General features: G+C 71.7%; 15 protein-coding genes. 2 read left to right on the forward strand and 13 right to left on the reverse strand.

What is annotated here, in order from left to right:
* Positions 1–251: 251 nt before the first annotated feature.
* The 13 genes from galK to rsmI form a co-directional block, all read right to left on the reverse strand.
* Positions 252–1,418, reverse strand: a complete 1,167-nt coding sequence (gene galK / locus ACFVT1_RS16275) for a galactokinase (protein ID WP_389795686.1) — start codon at positions 1,416–1,418, stop codon at positions 252–254.
* Entirely contained in the window at positions 1,415–2,395 is a 981-nt protein-coding gene (gene galE / locus ACFVT1_RS16280; protein ID WP_389795688.1) for a UDP-glucose 4-epimerase GalE, read from the reverse strand. The genes galK and galE overlap by 4 nt, the downstream gene beginning before the upstream one ends.
* Positions 2,392–3,435 carry a galactose-1-phosphate uridylyltransferase gene (galT, locus tag ACFVT1_RS16285; protein WP_389795690.1) on the reverse strand — a complete coding sequence of 348 codons (1,044 nt, stop codon included), beginning with the start codon at positions 3,433–3,435 and terminating at the stop codon, positions 2,392–2,394. The genes galE and galT overlap by 4 nt, the downstream gene beginning before the upstream one ends.
* Positions 3,436–3,892: 457 nt before the next feature.
* A complete protein-coding gene (locus ACFVT1_RS16290; protein WP_389795691.1) occupies positions 3,893–4,612 on the reverse strand; it encodes a LuxR C-terminal-related transcriptional regulator in 720 nt (239 codons plus the stop codon).
* 215 nt (positions 4,613–4,827) lie between these two features.
* Positions 4,828–6,831, reverse strand: coding sequence for a PQQ-binding-like beta-propeller repeat protein (locus ACFVT1_RS16295; protein ID WP_389795693.1), 2,004 nt, complete (start codon positions 6,829–6,831; stop codon positions 4,828–4,830).
* Between the two features lie 132 nt (positions 6,832–6,963).
* Positions 6,964–8,889 (reverse strand): PQQ-binding-like beta-propeller repeat protein, encoded by a 1,926-nt coding sequence (locus tag ACFVT1_RS16300; protein ID WP_389795695.1) that lies wholly within the window; start codon positions 8,887–8,889, stop codon positions 6,964–6,966.
* A gap of 363 nt (positions 8,890–9,252) precedes the next feature.
* Positions 9,253–11,112: a PQQ-binding-like beta-propeller repeat protein gene (locus ACFVT1_RS16305; protein ID WP_389795697.1), complete on the reverse strand. Its 1,860-nt coding sequence runs from the start codon at positions 11,110–11,112 to the stop codon at positions 9,253–9,255.
* Positions 11,113–11,301: 189 nt separating this feature from the next.
* A complete protein-coding gene (locus ACFVT1_RS16310) occupies positions 11,302–13,119 on the reverse strand; it encodes an ABC-F family ATP-binding cassette domain-containing protein (protein ID WP_389795698.1) in 1,818 nt (605 codons plus the stop codon).
* A gap of 204 nt (positions 13,120–13,323) precedes the next feature.
* Positions 13,324–14,223 (reverse strand): 4-(cytidine 5'-diphospho)-2-C-methyl-D-erythritol kinase, encoded by a 900-nt coding sequence (locus ACFVT1_RS16315; protein WP_389795700.1) that lies wholly within the window; start codon positions 14,221–14,223, stop codon positions 13,324–13,326.
* Positions 14,220–15,185, reverse strand: a complete 966-nt coding sequence (rsmA, locus tag ACFVT1_RS16320) for a 16S rRNA (adenine(1518)-N(6)/adenine(1519)-N(6))-dimethyltransferase RsmA (RefSeq protein WP_389795702.1) — start codon at positions 15,183–15,185, stop codon at positions 14,220–14,222. The genes ACFVT1_RS16315 and rsmA overlap by 4 nt, the downstream gene beginning before the upstream one ends.
* Positions 15,186–15,288: 103 nt before the next feature.
* Positions 15,289–16,155: a TatD family hydrolase gene (locus ACFVT1_RS16325; RefSeq protein ID WP_389795704.1), complete on the reverse strand. Its 867-nt coding sequence runs from the start codon at positions 16,153–16,155 to the stop codon at positions 15,289–15,291.
* Positions 16,156–16,312: 157 nt separating this feature from the next.
* Positions 16,313–16,696, reverse strand: coding sequence for a hypothetical protein (locus ACFVT1_RS16330; RefSeq protein ID WP_389795706.1), 384 nt, complete (start codon positions 16,694–16,696; stop codon positions 16,313–16,315).
* Between the two features lie 177 nt (positions 16,697–16,873).
* Positions 16,874–17,752, reverse strand: a complete 879-nt coding sequence (gene rsmI / locus ACFVT1_RS16335; RefSeq protein WP_389795708.1) for a 16S rRNA (cytidine(1402)-2'-O)-methyltransferase — start codon at positions 17,750–17,752, stop codon at positions 16,874–16,876.
* A gap of 53 nt (positions 17,753–17,805) precedes the next feature.
* Between rsmI and ACFVT1_RS16340 the strand changes: the two genes are divergently transcribed.
* The gene (locus tag ACFVT1_RS16340) at positions 17,806–19,572 is read left to right on the forward strand and encodes a dolichyl-phosphate-mannose--protein mannosyltransferase (protein ID WP_389795710.1); all 1,767 of its coding nucleotides are present in this window, start codon (positions 17,806–17,808) and stop codon (positions 19,570–19,572) included.
* Positions 19,573–19,825: 253 nt separating this feature from the next.
* Positions 19,826–20,218 (forward strand): hypothetical protein, encoded by a 393-nt coding sequence (locus tag ACFVT1_RS16345; RefSeq protein ID WP_389795711.1) that lies wholly within the window; start codon positions 19,826–19,828, stop codon positions 20,216–20,218.
* The last annotated feature ends 17 nt before the right edge of the window (positions 20,219–20,235 follow it).

Genomic DNA, 20,235 nt, shown 5'->3' on the forward strand with positions numbered 1-20,235 from the left:
GCCCGGATCGGGGAGATGGACCGCAGCCCCACGACCGCCGCCGTGTGCCGACCGCCACCCGCCCCGGGCGCCGTACCCGACTGTCTCGTACCCCTGAATCGGCACCGGCCCCCACCGGTACCACCCATCAGCGTACGGCCGTACGGCCGATGCGGAAGGCGATTGGCAGAACTGGCATACTCCGGCCCGCAGTTGGCCGGTGCCGGTCGACTCTCGGGGCGTGGCCCGGGTTCCGCCCGAGGCGGAGAACCTCAGTGGAGGCGCCGGGCACCCGCCGAAGGAACCGCGGGGAAGATCCGCGGCGCCGCGTACCCCGCCGAGGCGAACGCCGCCAGCACGGACGCGGCGACCGGCTCCGCGCGCTCCTCCTCCACCAGGACGATCGCCGAGCCGCCGAAGCCGCCGCCGGTCATCCGCGCGCCGAGCGCGCCGGCCTCGCCCGCCGCCGACACCACCAGGTCCAACTCCTGGCAGGAGACGCGCAGATCGTCGCGGAGCGAGGCGTGCCCCGCGTCGAGGACCGGGCCCGCGGCCCGCACCTCGCCCGCGTCGAGCAGGGCGATGACCTGCTTCACCCGCTCGTTGTCGCTCACCACATGGCGTACGCAGCGCACCACGGACTCGTCCGCACCGGCCTCGGCCAGGGTGTCCAGGGCCGCGCCGAGTCCGTCGTACGGCAGCTCGCGCAGGGTGCGTATCCCGAGCGCCGCCGCACCGGCCTCGCAGCCGGCCCGCCGCTCGGCGTACGCGCCGTCGCCGAGCGCGTGCTTGACCTGGGTGTCGACGACCAGCAGCCGCAGTCCGTGGGCGGCCAGGTCGAAGGGGACCTGGCGCTGGGTGAGGTCGCGGGTGTCGAGGTACAGGGCGTGGCCCTCGGTGCAGCAGGCGGAGGCCATCTGGTCCATGACCCCGCACGGCACACCGACGAACGCGTTCTCGGCGCGCTGGCCGAGCACCGCCAGCTCCGAGGCGGAGAGCCCGAGCCCGAAGAGGTCGTTGAGAGCGAACGCGGTGACGACTTCGAGGGCCGCGGAGGAGGAGAGCCCGGCGCCGGTGGGGACGGTGGAGGTCAGCTGGATGTCCGCCCCGGTGACCGGGTGGCCGGCCTCGCGCAGCGCCCAGACGACACCGGCCGGGTACGCCGCCCAGCCGTGCCCCTGGTGCGGGGCCAGCTCGTCGACCCGGAGCCGGACGACGCCGCCCGGTACGTCGGTCGAGTGGAGCCGCAGCTCGCCGTCGGTGCGGCGGGCGACGGCGGCGCGCGCGGCGTGCGGCAGCGCGAGCGGCATCACGAAGCCGTCGTTGAAGTCGGTGTACTCGCCGATCAGGTTGACCCGGCCGGGCGCCGCCCAGACTCCTTCGGGGGCGTTCCCGTAGAGCTCGGTGAAGCCGGCGATCAGCTCGCTGTTCCCGGTCATGGGGCGGTGGGTTCCTCTCGGCGGGCGAACGTCCAGGCGTCGGAGACGATTCCGGCCAGGTCGGCGCGGGACGGCGCCCAGCCGAGCCGCTCCCGGGCGGTGGCGGCGGAGGCGACCAGCACGGCGGGGTCGCCGGCGCGGCGCGGCGCCGTGGTCTCGGGGACCGGGTGGCCGGTGACGGCACGGACGGTCTCGATGACCTCGCGCACGGAGAAGCCGTTGCCGTTGCCGAGGTTGCAGATCAGGTGCTCGCCCGCGGCGGCCGCTTCCAGGGCCAGCAGGTGGGCCTCGGCGAGATCGGCGACGTGGATGTAGTCGCGGACGCAGGTGCCGTCGGGGGTCGGGTAGTCGTCGCCGTACACGGAGATCGACTCGCGCCGGCCGAGGGCGACCTGGAGGACCAGCGGGATGAGGTGCGACTCGGGGCTGTGCCGTTCCCCGCAACCGCCGTACGCGCCGGCCACGTTGAAGTAGCGCAGCGAGACCGCGGCCAGTCCGTGGGCGGCCGCCTCGCCGGTGATCATGTGGTCGACGGCGAGCTTGGTGGCGCCGTAGGGGTTGGTGGGCGCGGTCGCGTCGGACTCGGTGACGGGGGACCTGACCGGTTCGCCGTAGGTCGCGGCGGTGGAGGAGAAGACCAGGGTCCGGACCCCGGCGTCCCGCATCGCGGCGAGCAGCGCGACGGAGCCCCCGACGTTGTTCAGCCAGTACTTCTCCGGGTCCGCGACGGACTCGCCGACCTGTGAGCAGGCGGCGAAGTGCAGCACTCCGTCGTAGGAGGCGTCCAGCCACTTCGCCGCGTCCTGGACGCGGCCCTCGACGAACTCGGCCCCGGCCGGGACGCCCTCCCGGAACCCGGTCGACAGGTCGTCGAGGACGGTGACCGCGTGACCGGCCTCCAGCAGATGCTGGGCGACCACGCTGCCGACATATCCCGCGCCGCCCGTGACCAGGTACTTCTTCTGGGGCTTGCTCACTCGCTCGCTACCTCTCGCAGTCGCTGGGCCGCGGCTTCCGGCGGCACATCGTTGATGAACACGTTCATGCCGGATTCGGAACCCGCGAGGAACTTCAGCTTGCCGGAGGTACGTCGGATGGTGAAAAGCTCCAGATGGAGCCCGAAGTCCTCCCGGCCGGGGGCCCGGAACGGGGCCTGGTGCCAGGCCGAGATGTACGGCGTCGGCGGCTCCCCGGGGCCGAAGATCCGGTCGAATCGCCTCAAGAGTTCCAGATAGACCTGTGGAAACTCCGTGCGCGCGGCCTCGTCCAGCCCCCGCAGGTCGGGAACGCGGCGGCGGGGGTGGAGGTGCACCTCGTACGGCCAGTGCGCCGCGTACGGCACGAAGGCGAGCCAGTGCTCGCCGGCGATGACGATCCGCGAGCCGTCCTCCTCCTCGCGGGCCACGACGTCGTCGAAGAGGTTGCGGCCGGTCGCGGCGCGGTGGGCCGCCATCGAGCGGAGCATCAGCTCGGTGCGCGGGGTGACGAAGGGGTACGCGTAGATCTGCCCGTGCGGATGGCCGAGCGTGACGCCGATCTCGGCACCGCGGTTCTCGAAGCAGAAGACCTGCTCGACCTGCGCGAGCCCGGCGAGTTCGGCGGTGCGGTCGGTCCATGCCTCCAGGACCAGGGCGGCCCGGTCCTCGGTGAGGTCGGCGAACGACGCGTCGTGGTCGGAGGTGAAGCAGACGACCTCGCAGCGGCCGGAGTCGCCCGCGAGCGAGGGGAAGCGGTTCTCGAAGACGGCGACGTCGTAGTCCGCCTCGGGGATCTCGCTCAGCCGGCCGTCCCGCGAGGGGCAGAGCGGGCACTCGTCGGCCGGCGGGTGGTAGATGCGGCCCTGGCGGTGCGAGGCGATGGCGACGCTGTCACCGAGGAACGGGTCACGACGGATCTCGGACGAGGTCGAGACGGGGCCGAGGGGCCGCCGGTCGACGGCATCGCGCACGGCATCGTCACGGCTGTCGTAGTAGAGAAGCTCCCGGCCGTCGGCGAGCGTCGTAACCGTCTTCTTCACCAAGTTCCTCCAAACATAACCAAACACAATGAACCACAAGTCAACAGGCGCGTCAATGAGACCGACGACGGCATGAGCGGTGGGCACGGAGCGCCTGCGATCAGGGCCTCCGCGCGTGCGTGCGGGAGTTGAGGGTGGGGGGGGCAGGGCCGGGGGGTTCAGGGCGGGCTGCCGGACCCCGGGGGCCGGGGGCGGGCGTCATCGCCACGATGGCCGGTCTCTTCGCGATCCATGAACGGGGGCTCGTCGAATCCCCACGGGCCGGGACGCCGACTCCGTCCCCGTGGTGGTCGGCTCCGTCCCCGCGGTGGTCGGCTCCGTCCCCGCGGTCGTCGGCTTCGTCACCGCGACCGTCGGCTTCGCCGCCGGTGCGGTGGCCAGGGTCGCCGTCACACTCCTCAGGGCCCCGGACCCGGCCGACGGCCGACGTACGGCCTTCGGCAGGGGCCGACGGGCATCACCCGATGTCGCCGGGCCCCTTCTCGTCGACGGGGTCGTCGAGCGGCCGGCCCAGCGGCGCCGCCCGGTCCAGCAGCCCCGTGCGGGCCGCGAGCGCCGCGGCCTCCAGCCGGGAGCCGACACCCAGCTTCATCAGCACCCGCTGCACATGGGTGCGCGCGGTGCTCGACGCGATCCGCATCCCGGCCGCGATCAGCCGGGTGTCCTCACCCTCGGCGACCCGCACCAGGACCTCGATCTCGCGCGGGGTCAGCAGCTCCAGCAGCCGCTGCCCCTCGTCGTCCGGCGCCGCGGCCGGATTGAGCAGCTCGGCGAAGGCGCCCTGGAGCAGCTGCGGCGCCACCGCGGCCTCTCCCGCGCGCGCCTTGGCCATCGCCCGCTCGACGCCCTCCATGCGCTCGTCGTGGCGGACGTATCCCGCGGCGCCGGCGGCGAAGGCCGCGGCGATCCCGCGCGGACTGGGCACCGGACCGAGCACCACCACGGCCACCTGCGGGCGCTCCCGCCGGATCCGTACGATCGGGTCGAAGGCCCCCGGTTCGGCGGGGGCCGCGGTGCCGAAGAGGCAGACCTCCGGCGCCCTGCTGACCACCAACTCCGCCGCCCCCGTGGTCGGCGCGGCCGCCGCGAGCACCCGGTGACCGCGCAGCCTCAGCGCCGAGGCGAGCGCCTCGGCAAGCAGTCGGTGATCATCGACCACCATGAGCCGCACGCCCATCGAGTACACCCCCGTAGCACCGGCACCAGGCCCCCCGGCCCGCCCTGACCCGGCAAGCTACACGCTTGTTCGACGTTGCGGACCCCCTACCCGGCAGAAGGCCCCCGGAGTGTCGGATTATGTGCCATCCAGGGCTGCTCGGCGGGCGGAAAACGATCGGCCCTGCCGGTCGAATGATCGACCGGCAGGGCCGGGTCACAGGTACCGCGGAGGGATCAGCCGGTGGCGAAGGAGACGGCGAGGTACTCCTTGTCGTCCAGCGAACTCCCGCTCGGCTTGCTGAGCATCGTCTGCGAGATGAACAGATGGCCGGCGGAGTAGATCATCTCGGAGTAGTCCCCGGAGAAGCTGTTCTCGGCGTCACGGACGGACTCCTCGCCCGGGTTCTCCATCAGCAGGGTCTGCTTGAAGGTGGAGCCGTCGATGGAGACGATCTGGCCGCCCTTGTCGTAGGGGGGCCTCTTGTACGCGATGATGTTGCCGCCGTCCATGCGGAGCGGGTACATCGTGTAGCGGTCGCCCGCGTCGGCCCGGTCACTGGTCGGCTTGCCCGTGGTGAGGTCGAAGGAGACGATCTCGTTGGTGTCGCCGTACTCGCCGGCGCCCTCGTGGTCCTCGGTCGGCACATAGATGCGGTTGTTGCCGACGGCCAGCTTCTGGCAGCTCTCGACCTCGGTGGAGGCACAGCGCGCGGCGTACTTCTCGCCGTCCGCCGCGATCCGGGTGAGCAGCTTGCCGGTGGAGGCGTCGATCGAGAAGAAGTCCGAGATGCCGCTGCCGTCACCGGCGGTGTCACCGACGTCGGCCGCGACGACCAGCGGCTTGGTGGAGACGATGCTCGCGAAGTCGACGCCGGGCGGCATCTTGTACGAGGAGAGCGGGGCGCCGCTGGTCGGGTTCAGCGCCTGGACGACGAGCTGCGGGTCGTCGTACGTGCCGCACTTGCGGACGACGGCGAGGGCCTCGCCGCCGGCGTAGCCGGCGTCGTAGCAGCCGTCCGCGGAGACCTTGGGCTTCCAGCGCTCGGCGCCGGTGTCGAGGTCGAACGCGGCGCCGCCCTCGGTGCCGGCCGCGGCGACCGTGGTGCCGCTGAGCGTGACCTCGCTGTACCTGACCGGCTCGTCACCGCTGGTGGCGGCCGTCACCGACTTGCTCCACATCAGTTTGCCGGTGTTCAGGTCGAGCGCGCCGACCTTGTTGCACGGCTGGTACTTCTTGGCCTTGGTCGGCTTGCCCGCCTCGAAGGCGATGGCCGTCTTGAAGTCCTTGGACATGTGCCGCGAGGCGGCGCAGAGCCGGCCGGCCAGCGGGATGGACCACAGCTTGGTGCCCTTGGCCAGGTCGTACCCGACTATCTCGTTCAGGCCGCTCTTCACGTACGCCTTGTCGGTCACCCAGGAACCGTCGACCTTGGTGATGTCGGTGACCTTGGGCTCCGGCAGCTGGAAGGCGAGCTTGGACTTGGGGTCCGCCGGCGCCTTCTCCGTGCCGCCGCCACCGACCGTGCCGCTTCCCTTGTCCTCGGCGGTGCCGCCGCTGGACGAGGTCGCCTTGTTCTTCTTGCCGTCGTCACCGCCGCTGGAGGCGAACCAGACGCCCCCGGCGACGATCAGCACGACGGCGACCGACGCGGCGACGATGATCTGCATCCGGGTGGAGAACTTCTTGCCGCCGTTCCCGCTCCCGCCCCCGTTCTGCTGCGGCGGGTACTGCTGCTGCGTCGGGGTGGTCGGGTAGCCGTACCCCTGCTGGGGCGGCTGACCGGGCGGCAGCCCCTGCGGAAAGCCGTAGCCCTGCTGCGGCGGCTGACCGGGCGGGAGCCCCTGCGGGAAGCCGTAGCCCTGCTGCGGCTGGCCGGGGACGGGCGCCTGCGGATACCCGTAACCGGGCTGCGGAGGCCCGGCCTGCGGGTAGCCGTAGCCCGGCTGCGGGGGTCCGGCCTGCGGGTAGCCGTACCCGGGGACCGGCTGCTGCGGGACGCCCGCGGGCGGCGGGGTCTGCGGGCTGCCTGCCTGCGGTGGGGGGTCCTGCGGAGCGCCGAACCCACCCGGCGGGGGGTCCTGCGGAGCGCCGAACCCACCCGGCGGGGGGTCCTGCGGAGCACCGAACCCACCCGGCGGGGGGTCCTGCGGAGCACCGAACCCACCCGGCGGGGGGTCCTGCGGAGCACCGAACCCACCCTGGGGCGGCTCGTTGGGCGGCTGGGGCGGCTGCGTCATGGCGTACGTACCTCTGGGGGGAAGGGAGTCGGTGGGTCGGTACCGGCAGCGGTCGGGAGTGGTCCGGCCCGCTGCCGGTCGTGAGCCGTCGGGCACCGACGGCCCGGTGCCGTCGAGAGCCTTGGTGAGCCGTCAGTTGCCGAAGGCCAGCATGGTCTTCGTCTCCAGCTCTTCCTTGTCGTTGCGCGCACTGACCCGTCCGCTCGCAATGAAGGAACGGCCGCCCGTGTAGACGATCTTCGAGTTGTAGAAGGAACTCTCGATCTCGGACATCGACACGGGGTGCTTCAGCACCATGCTCACCGTGCCGCCGGTCGGTGCGAGGGTGGCGATCCCGCCGCCCTTGTTGTAACCGGCCTCGACGTAGAGCAGCACGTTGCCGCCCTCCATGCGCAGCGGCTTCACCGTGCGCTCGGCCGGGGCAGCGGCCTTCCACTTGGGCTTGCCGGTGTTCAGGTCGAACGCCACGACCTTGTTCGTACGGGTGAGGCCGCTGGATTCCGGCGAGGTCGACATGTAGAACGTGTTGGCGTCGGCGGCGACGCCGGTGCAGCCGTCCAGGGACTTGCCGAAGATGGCGAAGGTGCTGCCGCAGTCCGGCGCGAACTTGTCGCTCTTGTCACTGGCGAGTCCGGAGCGGAGCGAGCCGTTCTCCCTGAGCGCGAGGATGCTCCACTCCTTGTCCTTCTTCAGGGAGACCACCAGCGGGCTCACGGAGTAGACCCGGTCGATCTCCCAGCCGCGCTTGGGCTGGTACGTCCACCGGGGCTTCCCGGTGACCGGGTCGAGCTCCTGGATCTGGTGCTGCGGGTTGTTGACGTCGTCGGTGCGGCAGCTGGAGGCGGCGATCAGCTTGGGCCCGCCCGCGAAGGCGAACGGCTGGCAGTTGCCCGGCTGCTTGCCGAACAGTTCCTTGCCGTCGCTGACCCGGTAGGCGTTGGAGTTGCCGGTGCGCCCCACCGTCACGGTGTCTCCGCTGATGGCGAGCGAGATGTCCGACATCAGGTCCCAGACGCCGTTCTGCTTGACCGACTTCTTCCAGCCGGCCTTGCCGGTGCTGAGGTCGATCATCTGGAGGTCCGCACAGCTCGCCTTGTCGGTGGTGCCGTTCTCGACCCCGATGACGATCTTGCCGTCGGTGGTGGGCTGCGAGGGCGCCGCGCACAGGTCCGCGGGCAGCTTCAGCGTCCACTTCTGCTTGCCGTCGGCCGCGGAGTAGCCGGAGACGGTGCGGTACATGCCCTTGACGACGGTGTCGCCGACGACCCAGGGGCCGTACACGTCCGAGCCGTTGCGCGGCAGGTCGATGTCGTTCTTCTGCAGCCAGAGGACCTTCGCCTCGCCCTCCTTGCGGCCGGCGTTGAGGTCGTCGTCGACCTCACGGCCGTCGCCGTTGCCGTTGCCCTCGTCGACGGAGGGCGAGTTGCTCGGCTTGACGTCGCCGCTCTTCTCCGCCACGGGCTTCTTGTCGTCGCCCCCGCTCGTGGCTATGAGGACGCCGCCGCCTATCACCAGGAGCGCGACGACCGCGGCACCGATGATCAGCGCGGGCTTGCGCTTGGCGGAGTCGCCGCCGGGGCCGGGGGCCGGTGCGCCGGGGTACTGCTGCTGCGGGTAGCCGTAACCGGGCTGCGTCGGCTGGCCGTACGGGCCGGGCTGCTGCTGGTTGTACGGGCCGGGCTGTGTCGGCTGGTTGTACGGGCCGGGCTGCTGCTGACCGTACGGGCCGGGCTGCTGGGCATAGGGGCCCGGCTGCTGGTTGTACGGACCGGGCTGCTGGTTGTACGGGCCCGGCTGCTGGGGATGGCCGTAACCGGGGGCCTGACCGGGAGCTTGGCCGGGTACCTGACCGGGAGCCTCGCCAGGGGCCTGCGGGTAGCCGTGACCGGGCTGGGCGGGCGGCGGCGGAGGCGTCTGCGGGGCGGCCGGTGCCTTGGGCGGCTGCGCGGGCGGCGGGGTCTGCGGAGGCCCCTGGGGCGGCTGAGGACTTCCCTGCGGCGGCTCCTGCGGTGCGCCGAAGCCTCCCTGCGGCGGTTGCTGGCTGGGCGGCTGGGTCATCAGCACGTCCCCCTTCGTGCGGTCCGGTGCCCGTTCCGGTCTCCCCCGCGATTCCACAGGGCTCACGGGGTCCGGCAAGACCCCCGAATTCCCCTGGGAAAGGAGCGAATCGGGCATGGGTTCCGCGGCGTCAAGACAGTCGAGCGGGGCTTCTTTGTACCACCCGCAACACCCCGGGCACCGGGCCGGTCCGCCCCCTGTTCCCAAGGGAGAACCGCCCCGTGATGCCGCCGTTACGCGGTTGGGGGCCGGTTCCTGACGGCAGCTGCGGTGACCGTCGGTCAACTCGTCACGGGCGGAAGCCGGTTCGCGCGGACGCGCCCGTACCGGTACTCCGGAGCCCGTCCGGCCCCCTCCGGCCCCTCACTCACTGAAGACGATCATGGTCTTCGCCTTCAGCTCCTCCTTGTCGCCCTGCTCCCTCACCGCCGCGCTCATGAGGAAGGAACGGCCGCCCGTGTGGACGACCCTGGAAAGGAAGAGGCTGCTCTCGACCCGGGACGTCGAAGCCGGGTGCCGCAGCACCGTCCGCAGAGCGCCGCCGGAGGGCGCGACGGTGGCGAGCCCTCCGCTCTTGCGATAGGTGGCCTCGATCTGGACCAGCAGGTCGGAGCCCGCCATCCGCAGCGGCTGGACGGTCTGGCCGGCCGGGGACTCCACACGCCATTTCTGCCTGCCGGTGTCCAGGTCGAAGGCGACGACCGCGTTGTTGGGCGCCGTGTCGCTCGTCACCTGCTTGGTCGCCAGATAGAACGTGTTCGCGTCGGCCGCCGCGCCGATGCATCCGTCGATGTTCCTGACGGTCGCCGCGTACTCGTCCGCGCACCTCACCGCGTAGTCCCCCTTGCCCGACATCTGGGACCGGTAGGTGCCGTTCTCGTTCAGGGCGACGATGCCCCACCGACCGCGTTTCTTGAGCGACACCACGAGTGGGCTGACCGAGTAGAAGTGGTCCACCTGCCAGCCGGTCTTGACCTTGTACGTCCACTTCGGCTTGCCGGTGACCGGATCGAACTCCTGCACCTGGTCGTTGTGCACATCGGCGTCGTCCGTCAGGCAGCTCGTGGCGGCGATCATCCGGGGGCCGCTCGCGAAGGCGAAGGGCTGGCAGTTGCCGGGCTGTTCGATGTCCAGTTCCGTGCCGTCCGCGACCCGGTAGGCGTTGCTCACGCTGGTGCGGCCGAAGGTGACGACGCCGCCGCTGATCCCCATGGCGAGGTCCGACAGCAGATCCTGCACGCCCTTCCGGTCGACGGACTTCTTCCAGCCCGCCCTGCCGGTCCTCAGGTCGACCATCTGGAGTTCCGCGCAGTCGGCTTTGTCGGACGTGCCGTTCATGAGGCCGATGACGAGCTTGCCGTCGGTCGACGCCTCGTTGGGCACCGCGCAGATGTTCGCGCCGAACTTCAGGGACCACCGCTGTTCACCGTCGGCCACGGAATAGCCCGAGAGCGTGCGGTACATGCCCCTGACGACCGTGTCGCCGAACACCCAGGGGCCGTACGCGTCGGCGCCGAGGCGCGGCAGGTCGACGGTGTTGGTCTGGAGCCAGTCCACCCGCGCTTCGCCCGGCTTGCGTCCGGCGTTGAAATTCTTGGTCTCCCGCGCGTCGGCCGCGGCCCGTTCCTTGACGCGGTCCGCGCCGCTCGGCGCCTTGGCCGGCGGCGGCGTGCTCGGCTGCCCGCCATCGGTGTTCTCCGCGCTCGCCTCGGCGAGGGGTTTGCCGTTCCCGCCCCCGCCCGTGCCGAGGTAGACACCGCCGCCGACGACCAGGAGCGCGGCGAGAGCAGCCCCGATGATCACTACGGGCCTGCCCCGGAACGGTCCGCGGGAGGGGCCACTCGGACCGGGCGTCCGCGGTTGCTGCGGGTAACCGTGGGCGGGCGGTGCGGGCGCGCCGTACGGGCCGGGCTGCTGAATCCCGTACGGGCCCGGCTGTGCGGGGGCGTTGCAGGGGCCGGGCTGCGCGGGCCGACCGGACGCACCCGGCTGTGCGGGCACGTCGTACGGGCCCGGTTGCGCGGGCGCGTTGTACGGGCCGGGCTGCGCGGGCGGGTTGTACGGCCCCGGTTGGGCGGGCGCGTTGTACGGACCGGGCTGGGCGGAGCCGTACCCCGGTCCGGGGCCGGGCGGCGGGGGCGGCGGCTGGGCCTGCCCCGGCGCCGGATCGTACGGGGCTCCGAAGCCTCCCTGCGGCGGTTGCTGGCCGGGCGGCTGGGTCATCAGCACGTCCCCCTTCGTGCGGACCGGGCCGGCATCTGCACCTGTGCCGGGCAAGCCTTCTTTCTACCACCCGCCCCACAGACCCCACCGGTCACACCTGTTCGCACCAATTCGCGCGGGTCACACGAGTCGTGCGGGTCGCACGGGTCGCATCACTGCGACCGGTTCACGCCGAAGGCGCCTCAACGATCAGGCGTCCTCGGCCAGTTCCAGCCAGCGCATCTCCAACTCGTCGCGTTCCGCGACCAGTTCACGGAGCTCCACATCCAGCTTCGCCACCTTCTCGAAGTCCGTGGCGTTGTCCGCGATCTGTGCGTGCAGCGAGGTCTCCCGCGTCGAGATCTTGTCGAGCTGGCGCTCCACCTTCTGCAGTTCCTTCTTCGCCGCACGTGCGGCCTGCGGGGAGACGGCCGCCACCGGCGCCGCCTTCTCCTTGGCCGCCGCAGGCGCGGCGGAGGGCGTGGCCGCCTCCTCCATCCGCTGCCTGCGCTCCAAGTACTCGTCGATCCCGCGCGGCAGCATCCGCAGCGTGCGGTCGCCGAGCAGCGCCATCACCCGGTCCGTGGTCCGCTCGACGAAGAACCGGTCGTGGGAGATCACGATCATCGACCCGGGCCACCCGTCGAGGAGGTCCTCCAGCTGGGTCAGGGTCTCGATGTCGAGGTCGTTGGTGGGCTCGTCGAGGAAGAGGACGTTCGGCTCGTCCATCAGCAGACGCAGGATCTGGAGCCGGCGCCGCTCACCGCCGGAGAGGTCGCCGACCGGGGTCCACTGCTTCTCCTTGGAGAAGCCGAACTGCTCGCAGAGCTGGCCCGCGGTCATCTCCCGGCCCTTGCCCAGGTCGACCCGGTCCCGTACCTGCTGCACCGCTTCGAGCACCCGCAGGTTCGGGTTGAGCTCCTGGACCTCCTGGGAGAGGTAGGCCAGCCTGACGGTCTTGCCGACGACGACCCGCCCGGCGGCGGGCTGGGTGTCGCCCTGCGTCCGGGCCGCCTCGGCGAGCGCCCGCAGAAGCGAGGTCTTGCCCGCGCCGTTGACCCCGACCAGGCCGATCCGGTCGCCGGGGCCGAGCTGCCAGGTGAGGTGGGTGAGCAGCGTCTTGGGGCCGGCCTGGACGGTCACGTCCTCCAGGTCGAAGACGGTCTTGCCCAGGCGCGCGTTGGCGAACTTCATCAGCTCGCTGGTGTCGCGCGGCGGCGGCACGTCGGCGATCAGCTCGTTGGCCGCCTCGATGCGGTAGCGCGGCTTGGAGGTACGGGCGGGGGCGCCGCGGCGCAGCCAGGCCAGCTCCTTGCGCATGAGGTTCTGCCGCTTGGACTCCTCGGTCGCGGCGATCCGCTCCCGTTCGGCGCGGGCGAAGACGTAGTCGCTGTAGCCGCCCTCGTACTCGTGGACCGTGCCGCGCTGGACGTCCCACATGCGTGTGCAGACCTGGTCGAGGAACCAGCGGTCGTGGGTGACGCAGACGAGCGCCGAACGGCGGACCCGCAGATGTCCGGCCAGCCAGGAGATGCCCTCGACGTCGAGGTGGTTGGTCGGCTCGTCGAGGACGATCAGGTCCTGCTCGGCGATGAGCAGCTTGGCCAGCGCGATGCGGCGCCGCTCGCCGCCGGAGAGCGGCGCGATGACGGTGTCCAGGCCGTGCTCGAAGCCCGGCAGGGCGAGCCCGCCGAAGAGCCCGGTGAGCACGTCGCGGATCTTGGCACTGCCCGCCCACTCGTGGTCGGCGAGATCACCGATCACCTCGTGGCGGATGGTCGCTTCCGGGTCGAGCGAGTCGTGCTGGGTGAGGACTCCGAGGCGCAGCCCGCCGCTGTGGGTGACACGGCCGCTGTCCGCCTCCTCCAGCCTGGCCAGCATCCGGATGAGGGTCGTCTTGCCGTCGCCGTTGCGGCCGACGACACCGATCCGGTCCCCCTCGGACACGCCGAGCGACACGCCGTCGAGCAGGGCACGGGTGCCGTACACCTTGCTGACCTGCTCGACATTGACCAGATTGACGGCCATTTCACTCCTGCCCCGGGGGATCGATCGACTTCCCAGGGTACGGGGCCCGCGGGCGGGTTTCCGCGGGCGGCCTTTCCTCCCGGCGGCCCCGGCTCGTACAGCTTCCTGTACGTCACTGCACACCGGGAGGCGCGTATGCGGGGAGCACCGGCTCATCCACCGCGTGGTCGAGGACGAGGTACGTATCGTCTCGTGCCGCTACCACTACGGCCGCTGAATCGTCGCCCCCGGCGCCGGGGACACCGCGGGCCGGGCGTTCCGGCACGTCCCCGAGGTGATCAGGGCCTCGGCCACCTTCTGCGCCGATTCCTCGTCCGCCACCAGGAACGCGGTGGTCGGCCCGGAGCCCGAGACCAGGGCGGCCAGGGCTCCGGCCGCGGTGCCCGCGGCGAGGGTGTCGGCCAGGGCGGGGCACAGGGAGAGCGCGGCGGGCTGGAGGTCGTTGCTCAGGGCGCCGGCGAGGGCGGCGGTGTCACCGGCCCGCAGCGCGTCCAGGAGCGCGTCGGACGCGGCGGGGACCGGGACGTCCGTACCGGCCGTGAGCCGGTCGAACTCGCCGTAGACGGCGGGGGTGGAGAGCCCGCCGTCGGCGACCGCGAAGACCCAGTGGAAGCTTCCGCCGACATCGATCGGGGTCAGCCGCTCGCCGCGGCCGACCCCGAGGGCCGCGCCGCCGACCAGGCTGAACGGAACGTCGCTGCCCAGCTCCGCGCAGATGGCGAGGAGCTCCTCGCGTGTGGCGCCGGTGGACCAGAGGGCGTCGCAGGCCAGCAGGGCGGCCGCACCGTCGGCACTGCCGCCCGCCATACCGCCCGCGACGGGGACGTCCTTGGCGATGTGGAGGTGCACATCGGGTGTGATGCCGTGCCGCTCGGCCAGGGCGATCGCGGCGCGGGCGGCGAGGTTCGTCGCGTCCAGCGGGACCTTCGCGGCGTCCGGCCCCGAGCAGGTGACGCGCAGCTCGTCGGCGGGGCTGACGGTGACCTCGTCGTACAGGCCGACGGCGAGGAAGACATTGGCCAGGTCGTGGAAGCCGTCGGGGCGCGGGGCACCGACCGCGAGCTGGACGTTGACCTTGGCGGGTACGCGGACGGTGACGCTCACTCGCCGCTCCCCGAGGGCTCGTGCCCGGCGGGCCCGTTTTCGGAGGGCTCGTGCCCGGCGGGCCCGTTCCCGGCCGATTTGTTCCCGGCGGGCTCGTTCCCGGCCGGTTTGTTCTCGGCGATGGCGGCGAACTCCTCGACCGTCAGCGCCTCACCGCGGGCCTGCGGTGAGATCCCGGCCGCGACGAGGGCCGCTTCGGCCGCGGGCGCGGAACCCGCCCAGCCGGCCAGGGCCGCCCGCAGCGTCTTGCGGCGCTGGGCGAAGGCCGCGTCGACGACCGCGAAGACCTCGGCCCTGCTCGCGCTCGTCGGGATCGGCTCGGTGCGCCGCACCAGCGAGACCAGACCGGAGTCGACGTTCGGGGCGGGCCAGAAGACGTTGCGGCCGATGGACCCGGCCCGCTTCACGTCCGCGTACCAGTTGGCCTTCACCGACGGCACGCCGTAGACCTTGTTGCCCGGCTTGGCGGCCAGCCGGTCGGCGACCTCGGCCTGCACCATGACGAGGGTCCGCTCGATCGACGGGAACCGCTCCAGCATCGTCAGCAGGACCGGCACGGCGACGTTGTACGGAAGGTTCGCGACCAGCGCGGTCGGTGCCGGGCCCGGCAGCTCCCGGACCAGCATCGCGTCGGAGTGCACCAGCGCGAACCGGTCCGCGCGTCCCGGCATCCGGGCGGCGACCGTGGCCGGCAGGGCGCCCGCCAGCACGTCGTCGATCTCGACGGCGACGACCCGGTCCGCCGCCTCCAGCAGCGCCAGGGTCAACGAGCCGAGCCCCGGACCGACTTCGACGACGACGTCGTCCGGGCGGACCTCCGCCGTCCGCACGATCCGGCGGACCGTGTTGGCGTCGATGACGAAGTTCTGGCCGCGCTGCTTGGTCGGGCGTACGCCCAGCTCGGCGGCCAGCTCGCGAATGTCTGCGGGGCCCAGGAGGGCGTCGGGCTCAGTGGTGCTCACCCGGTAAGCGTACGGCCGCGGCGCGACCGGGGGCTCGCGCCCGGCGCGCGCACGAGTTCCACCGCTCGACCGCGCACCGGACCCGGCCGGTGGGTGCGTACGGTCAGTAGTCGAATGCGCGGGCCGTGTTGTCCGCGACGGCCGACGCCAGCGTGTCCTCGTCCACGCCCTTCACCTCAGCCATGGCACGCAGCGTGACCGGGATGAGATACGGCGCATTGGGTCGTCCGCGGTACGGCGCGGGCGTCAGGAACGGTGCGTCCGTCTCGACCAGGACCAGCTCCATCGGCGCGACGGCCAGCGCGTCCCGCAGCGGCTGGGCGTTCTTGAAGGTGACGTTGCCCGCGAAGGACATGAAGTACCCGGCGTCCGCGCAGATCCGGGCCATGTCGGCGTCGCCGGAGTAGCAGTGGAAGACGGTCCGCTCGGGGGCGCCCGCGTCGGCGAGGACGCGCAGCACGTCCGCGTGCGCCTCGCGGTCGTGGATGACCAGCGCCTTGCCGTGCCGCTTGGCGATCTCGATGTGGGCGCGGAAGGACTCCTCCTGCGCGGCCATGCCTTCGGGGCCGGTACGGAAATGGTCGAGCCCGGTCTCGCCGACCCCGCGCACGTGGTCGAGTGCGGCCAGCGCGTCGATCTCCGCGAGGGCCTCGTGCAGCGCCGCCGCCCCGCCCCCCTCACGGGCCCCCTGCCGCGACCACCCGTCGGGGTCGCCGTGCACGATGCGCGGCGCCTCGTTGGGGTGGAGGGCGACCGCCGCGTGCACGTTCGCGTGCGCGGCGGCGGTCTCGGCGGCCCAGCGCGAACCGGCCACGTCGCAGCCCACCTGGATCACGGTGGTCACATTGACCGCCGCGGCCCTGGCCAGGCCCTCCTCGACGGTCGCGTCCTGCATGTCCAGGTGGGTGTGCGAATCGGCGACCGGTACCCGGAGGGGCTCGGGCAGCGGCGGGGCTTCGGTACGGCTCATGCCGACGATCGTACGAGCACCGCGCCGGGTGCCTCGCCGGCATGGGAAGCCGGGCGCCTCGTCGGCGGTGGAGGCCGGACGCCTCGCCGCCGATGGAAGCCGGGCACCTCGTCGGCGTGGAAGCCGGGTGCCCCACCTGTGGTGGAAGCCGGGTGCCCTACTTGCGGTGGAACGGGTGCAGCAGGTCGGCCAGGTGCCAGTGATGCTGCGTGCCCGCGCGTGCGGCGGTGGCGGCCGCGGTCTCCCCTGCGCCGGTGTCCTCGATCGGCGGCCGTGTCGGCTGGGGGTTGTGGAGCAGCTTCTGGACGGTCGAGACCCGGCCGGACCCCATGATGCGGACCAGGTGTCCGTCGCAATTCATGCAGGTGGGCCGGGAAAGCGGTGAGGGAACCCGTTCCCCGTCCGCCTTGTATATGACGTAGTCGTTGTTCGAACCGTCGACGTGGTGCTCTATCTCGTAGGCCTGTTCCCAGCCGTGTCCACACCTCATGCAGGCGAAGGCATACGCCTCATGGACGGTGGTGGGTGTGATCTCGCTCATGCCTGCTCCTTTGCTCCGCCGGACGAACACTCCGGAGAATGCGTCCCTGATCCAGTGGACGCCCTTACTGGCGGAAAAGCATCGGAACGTGTCGAGTGTTGGAGCGGTTTTGGCCTACTCGTGGCAGAAAGGCCCGCCTCGTGATTCCGGCTTTGCTCACCACGTCGGTTCGTTGACCTACGCAGGGCCGGTTCGCTCCGCATTCTTTGCCGCCACGACCGCGTCGAAGACTTCGCGCTTGGGCAGCCCCGCGTCCGCGGCGACGGCGGCGATGGCTTCCTTGCGCCGCTCCCCCGCCTCCTCGCGCACCCGCACCCTGCGCACCAGCTCGGCCGCGTCCAGTTCCTCGGGTCCGGAGTCGGCCGCTCCCTCGACGACGACGGTGATCTCGCCGCGTACCCCTTCGGCCGCCCAGGCCGCCAGCTCGCCCAGGGGGCCGCGCTTCACTTCCTCGTACGTCTTGGTCAGCTCCCGGCACACGGCCGCCCGGCGGTCGGCGCCGAAGACCTCGGCCATCGCCGCGAGGGTGTCGTCGAGCCGGTGCGGGGCCTCGAAGAAGACCATGGTGCGGCGCTCGTCGGCCACCTCGCGCAGCCTGCCGAGCCGTTCGCCCGCCTTGCGCGGCAGGAAGCCCTCGAAGCAGAACCGGTCGACGGGCAGCGCGGACAGGGCGAGAGCGGTGAGCACCGCGGACGGGCCGGGGACCGCGGTGACCCTGATGTCCTTCTCCACGGCCGCGGCCACGAGCCGGTAGCCGGGGTCGGACACGGACGGCATCCCGGCGTCCGTGACCAGCAGGACACGGGCGCCGCCGGTCAGAGCCTCGACGAGTTCGGGCGTACGGGCCGACTCGTTTCCCTCGAAGTAGGAGACGACCCGGCCCGTGGTGTGGATGCCGAGCGCCTGGGTGAGGCGGCGCAGCCTCCGGGTGTCCTCGGCGGCCACGACATCGGCCGTCTCCAGTTCGGCGGCGAGGCGTGGCGGGGCGTCCGCCACATCGCCGATGGGGGTTCCTGCGAGTACCAGCGTTCCAGTCGTTCCAGTCACATGAGTCATCCTCCCAGCACGGGCGACAGCACTCGCACAGATGCGTTCCCTACGATGGCGCGGTGACGAGTACTGCGCCCGAGGCCCGGCAGGGCCAAGACGCCGGGGAACCGCACGGCGAAGAGCCCGCCTCCTGGCCGCAGCGGATGCGCCGTTTCGGCCATTCGCCCCGGCCCGGAATCGGGCTGCGTGAACGGCTGGTTCCGCCGTACACCCGGCCCGGCGCCCAGCTGTGGGCGGTGCTCGGCATCTCCCCGCCCCTGGCCGCGCGCCTGGTGCGCTGGTCCGCGTGGGGCGGTCCGCTGCTGGTGGCGCTGGTCGCGGGGGTGCTGCGGTTCTGGAACCTGGGCAGCCCGCACGCGCTGATATTCGACGAGACGTACTACGCCAAGGATTCCTGGGCGCTGATCAACCAGGGGTACGAGGGCGACTGGCCCAAGGACATCGACAAGCTGATCCTGGCCGATCCGTCGAAGGTGCACATCCCGGTGGATCCGGGCTACGTGGTGCATCCGCCGGTCGGCAAGTGGATCATCGGCATCGGTGAGCAGATCTTCGGCTTCACGCCGTTCGGCTGGCGGTTCATGGTGGCGGTGCTCGGCACGCTGTCGGTGCTGATGCTGTGCCGGATCGGGCGGCGGCTGTTCCGCTCGACGTTCCTGGGGTGCCTGGCGGGCACCCTGCTCGCCGTCGACGGTCTGCATTTCGTGATGAGCCGCGCCGCGCTGCTCGACCTGGTGCTGATGTTCTTCGTGCTGGCGGCGTTCGGCGCGCTGCTGATCGACCGCGACTGGGCGCGGCGCAGGCTCGCCGCCGCGCTGCCGGTCGACGAGGAGGGTGTGCTGCGCCCCGATGCGTGGGTCGCGGAGAATCTGCGGCTCGGCCTGCGTCCCTGGCGGCTCGCCGCCGGCCTGATGCTGGGGCTGGCCTTCGCCACCAAGTGGAACGGCCTGTACATCCTGGTCGGCTTCGGTCTGATGACGGTGCTGTGGGATGTGGGCGCGCGCCGGACCGCGGGTGCGGTACGGCCGTACGCGGCGGTGCTGAAGCGGGATCTGCTGCCGGCGTTCGTCTCGACGGTCCCGGTCACGATCCTCACGTATCTCGCCTCCTGGACCGGCTGGATCGTCACCGACAAGGGCTACTACCGGAACTGGGCGCAGACCGACGGCAGGGGCGGCGCCTGGACATGGCTGCCGGACTGGCTGCGCAGCCTGTGGCACTACGAGTACCAGGTCTACGAGTTCCATGTGAATCTGACCTCCGGCCACACCTACCAGTCCAATCCCTGGAGCTGGATCGTGCTCGGCCGGCCCGTCTCGTACTTCTGGGCGGAGCAGCCGGGCTGCGCGGCGTCGGAGACCGGGAAGTGCTCCCGCGAGGTGCTGGCCATCGGGACGCCGCTGCTGTGGTGGGCGGCGTGCTTCGCGCTGGTGTACGTGCTGTGGCGCTGGTTCTTCCGGCGCGACTGGCGGGCGGGGGCGATCGCCTGCGGTGTGGCGGCGGGCTGGCTGCCCTGGTTCTTCTACCAGGAGCGGACGATCTTCCTGTTCTACGCGGTCGTGTTCGTGCCGTTCCTGTGCCTGGCGGTGACGATGATGATCGGCGCGATGCTGGGTCCGGCGGCGGGGGCGGGGGCGAAACAGGAGCTGGGCCTGGTGAGCGGCGACCCCTCGGGGGAACGCCGGAGGACGCTGGGCACGATCGCGGCGGGCGTCCTGGTCCTGCTGATCATCTGGAACTTCATCTACTTCTGGCCGATCTACACGGGCACGCCGATCCCGGACGGGTCGTGGCGCGACCGGATGTGGCTGGACACCTGGATCTAGCTGGGCAGGAGCACCAGGGGGCCGCAGTCGTCGACTGCGGCCCCCTGGTGCTTGCCGGCCATCGCCGGTTCCCATCGGCGGCCCGCGGACGGCCCGGCGGTCGGCCCGGGAAACGGCTCTGACACCCGTGCGACACCTGACACCGTCACGGGGGCCGTGACACCCAAACCTCTGGGCGGGAGCGGGTGTCACTATCCTGCGACAGCAAGGATCGATTCATTGCCAACGAGGTTTGCCTGCAGGGCGAGGGTTGATGAGCCGCCGTATATCCCAAGGTGTCCTGGTCGTCGGGTCGATCGGCGCTCTGATCAACATCGTGGACGCGATCGGGACGGGGCGTCTGGAGCCGCACGACGCCTTCGCCGCGCTGGTCGTGCTCGGTGCGGGTGGTGAACTGCTCAAAGAGCGGCGGCCCAGGGCCGCGAAGGCGCTGTACGCCGTGGCGTCGGTGCTGCTGGTGGTTGCCGGATCCGTCGCGGGGGCCAGGGCGTGGGCCTCGCTCTTCAGGGGCGCGGCCTATGACTGGCTTGACCTCGGACTCGGGGTTCTGGTCGTGCTCTACGTGGCCGTCGGCGCGGGTCAGCTGCTCGCGCACCTGTCCCGCAGAGCATCGAAGCCTCGTAGTGCCGGCATGCCCAGCGAGTAGCAGCGACACCGGTCGAA

It is taken from the genome of Streptomyces sp. NPDC057963 (genome assembly GCF_042887155.1).
Classification (GTDB): domain Bacteria; phylum Actinomycetota; class Actinomycetes; order Streptomycetales; family Streptomycetaceae; genus Streptomyces.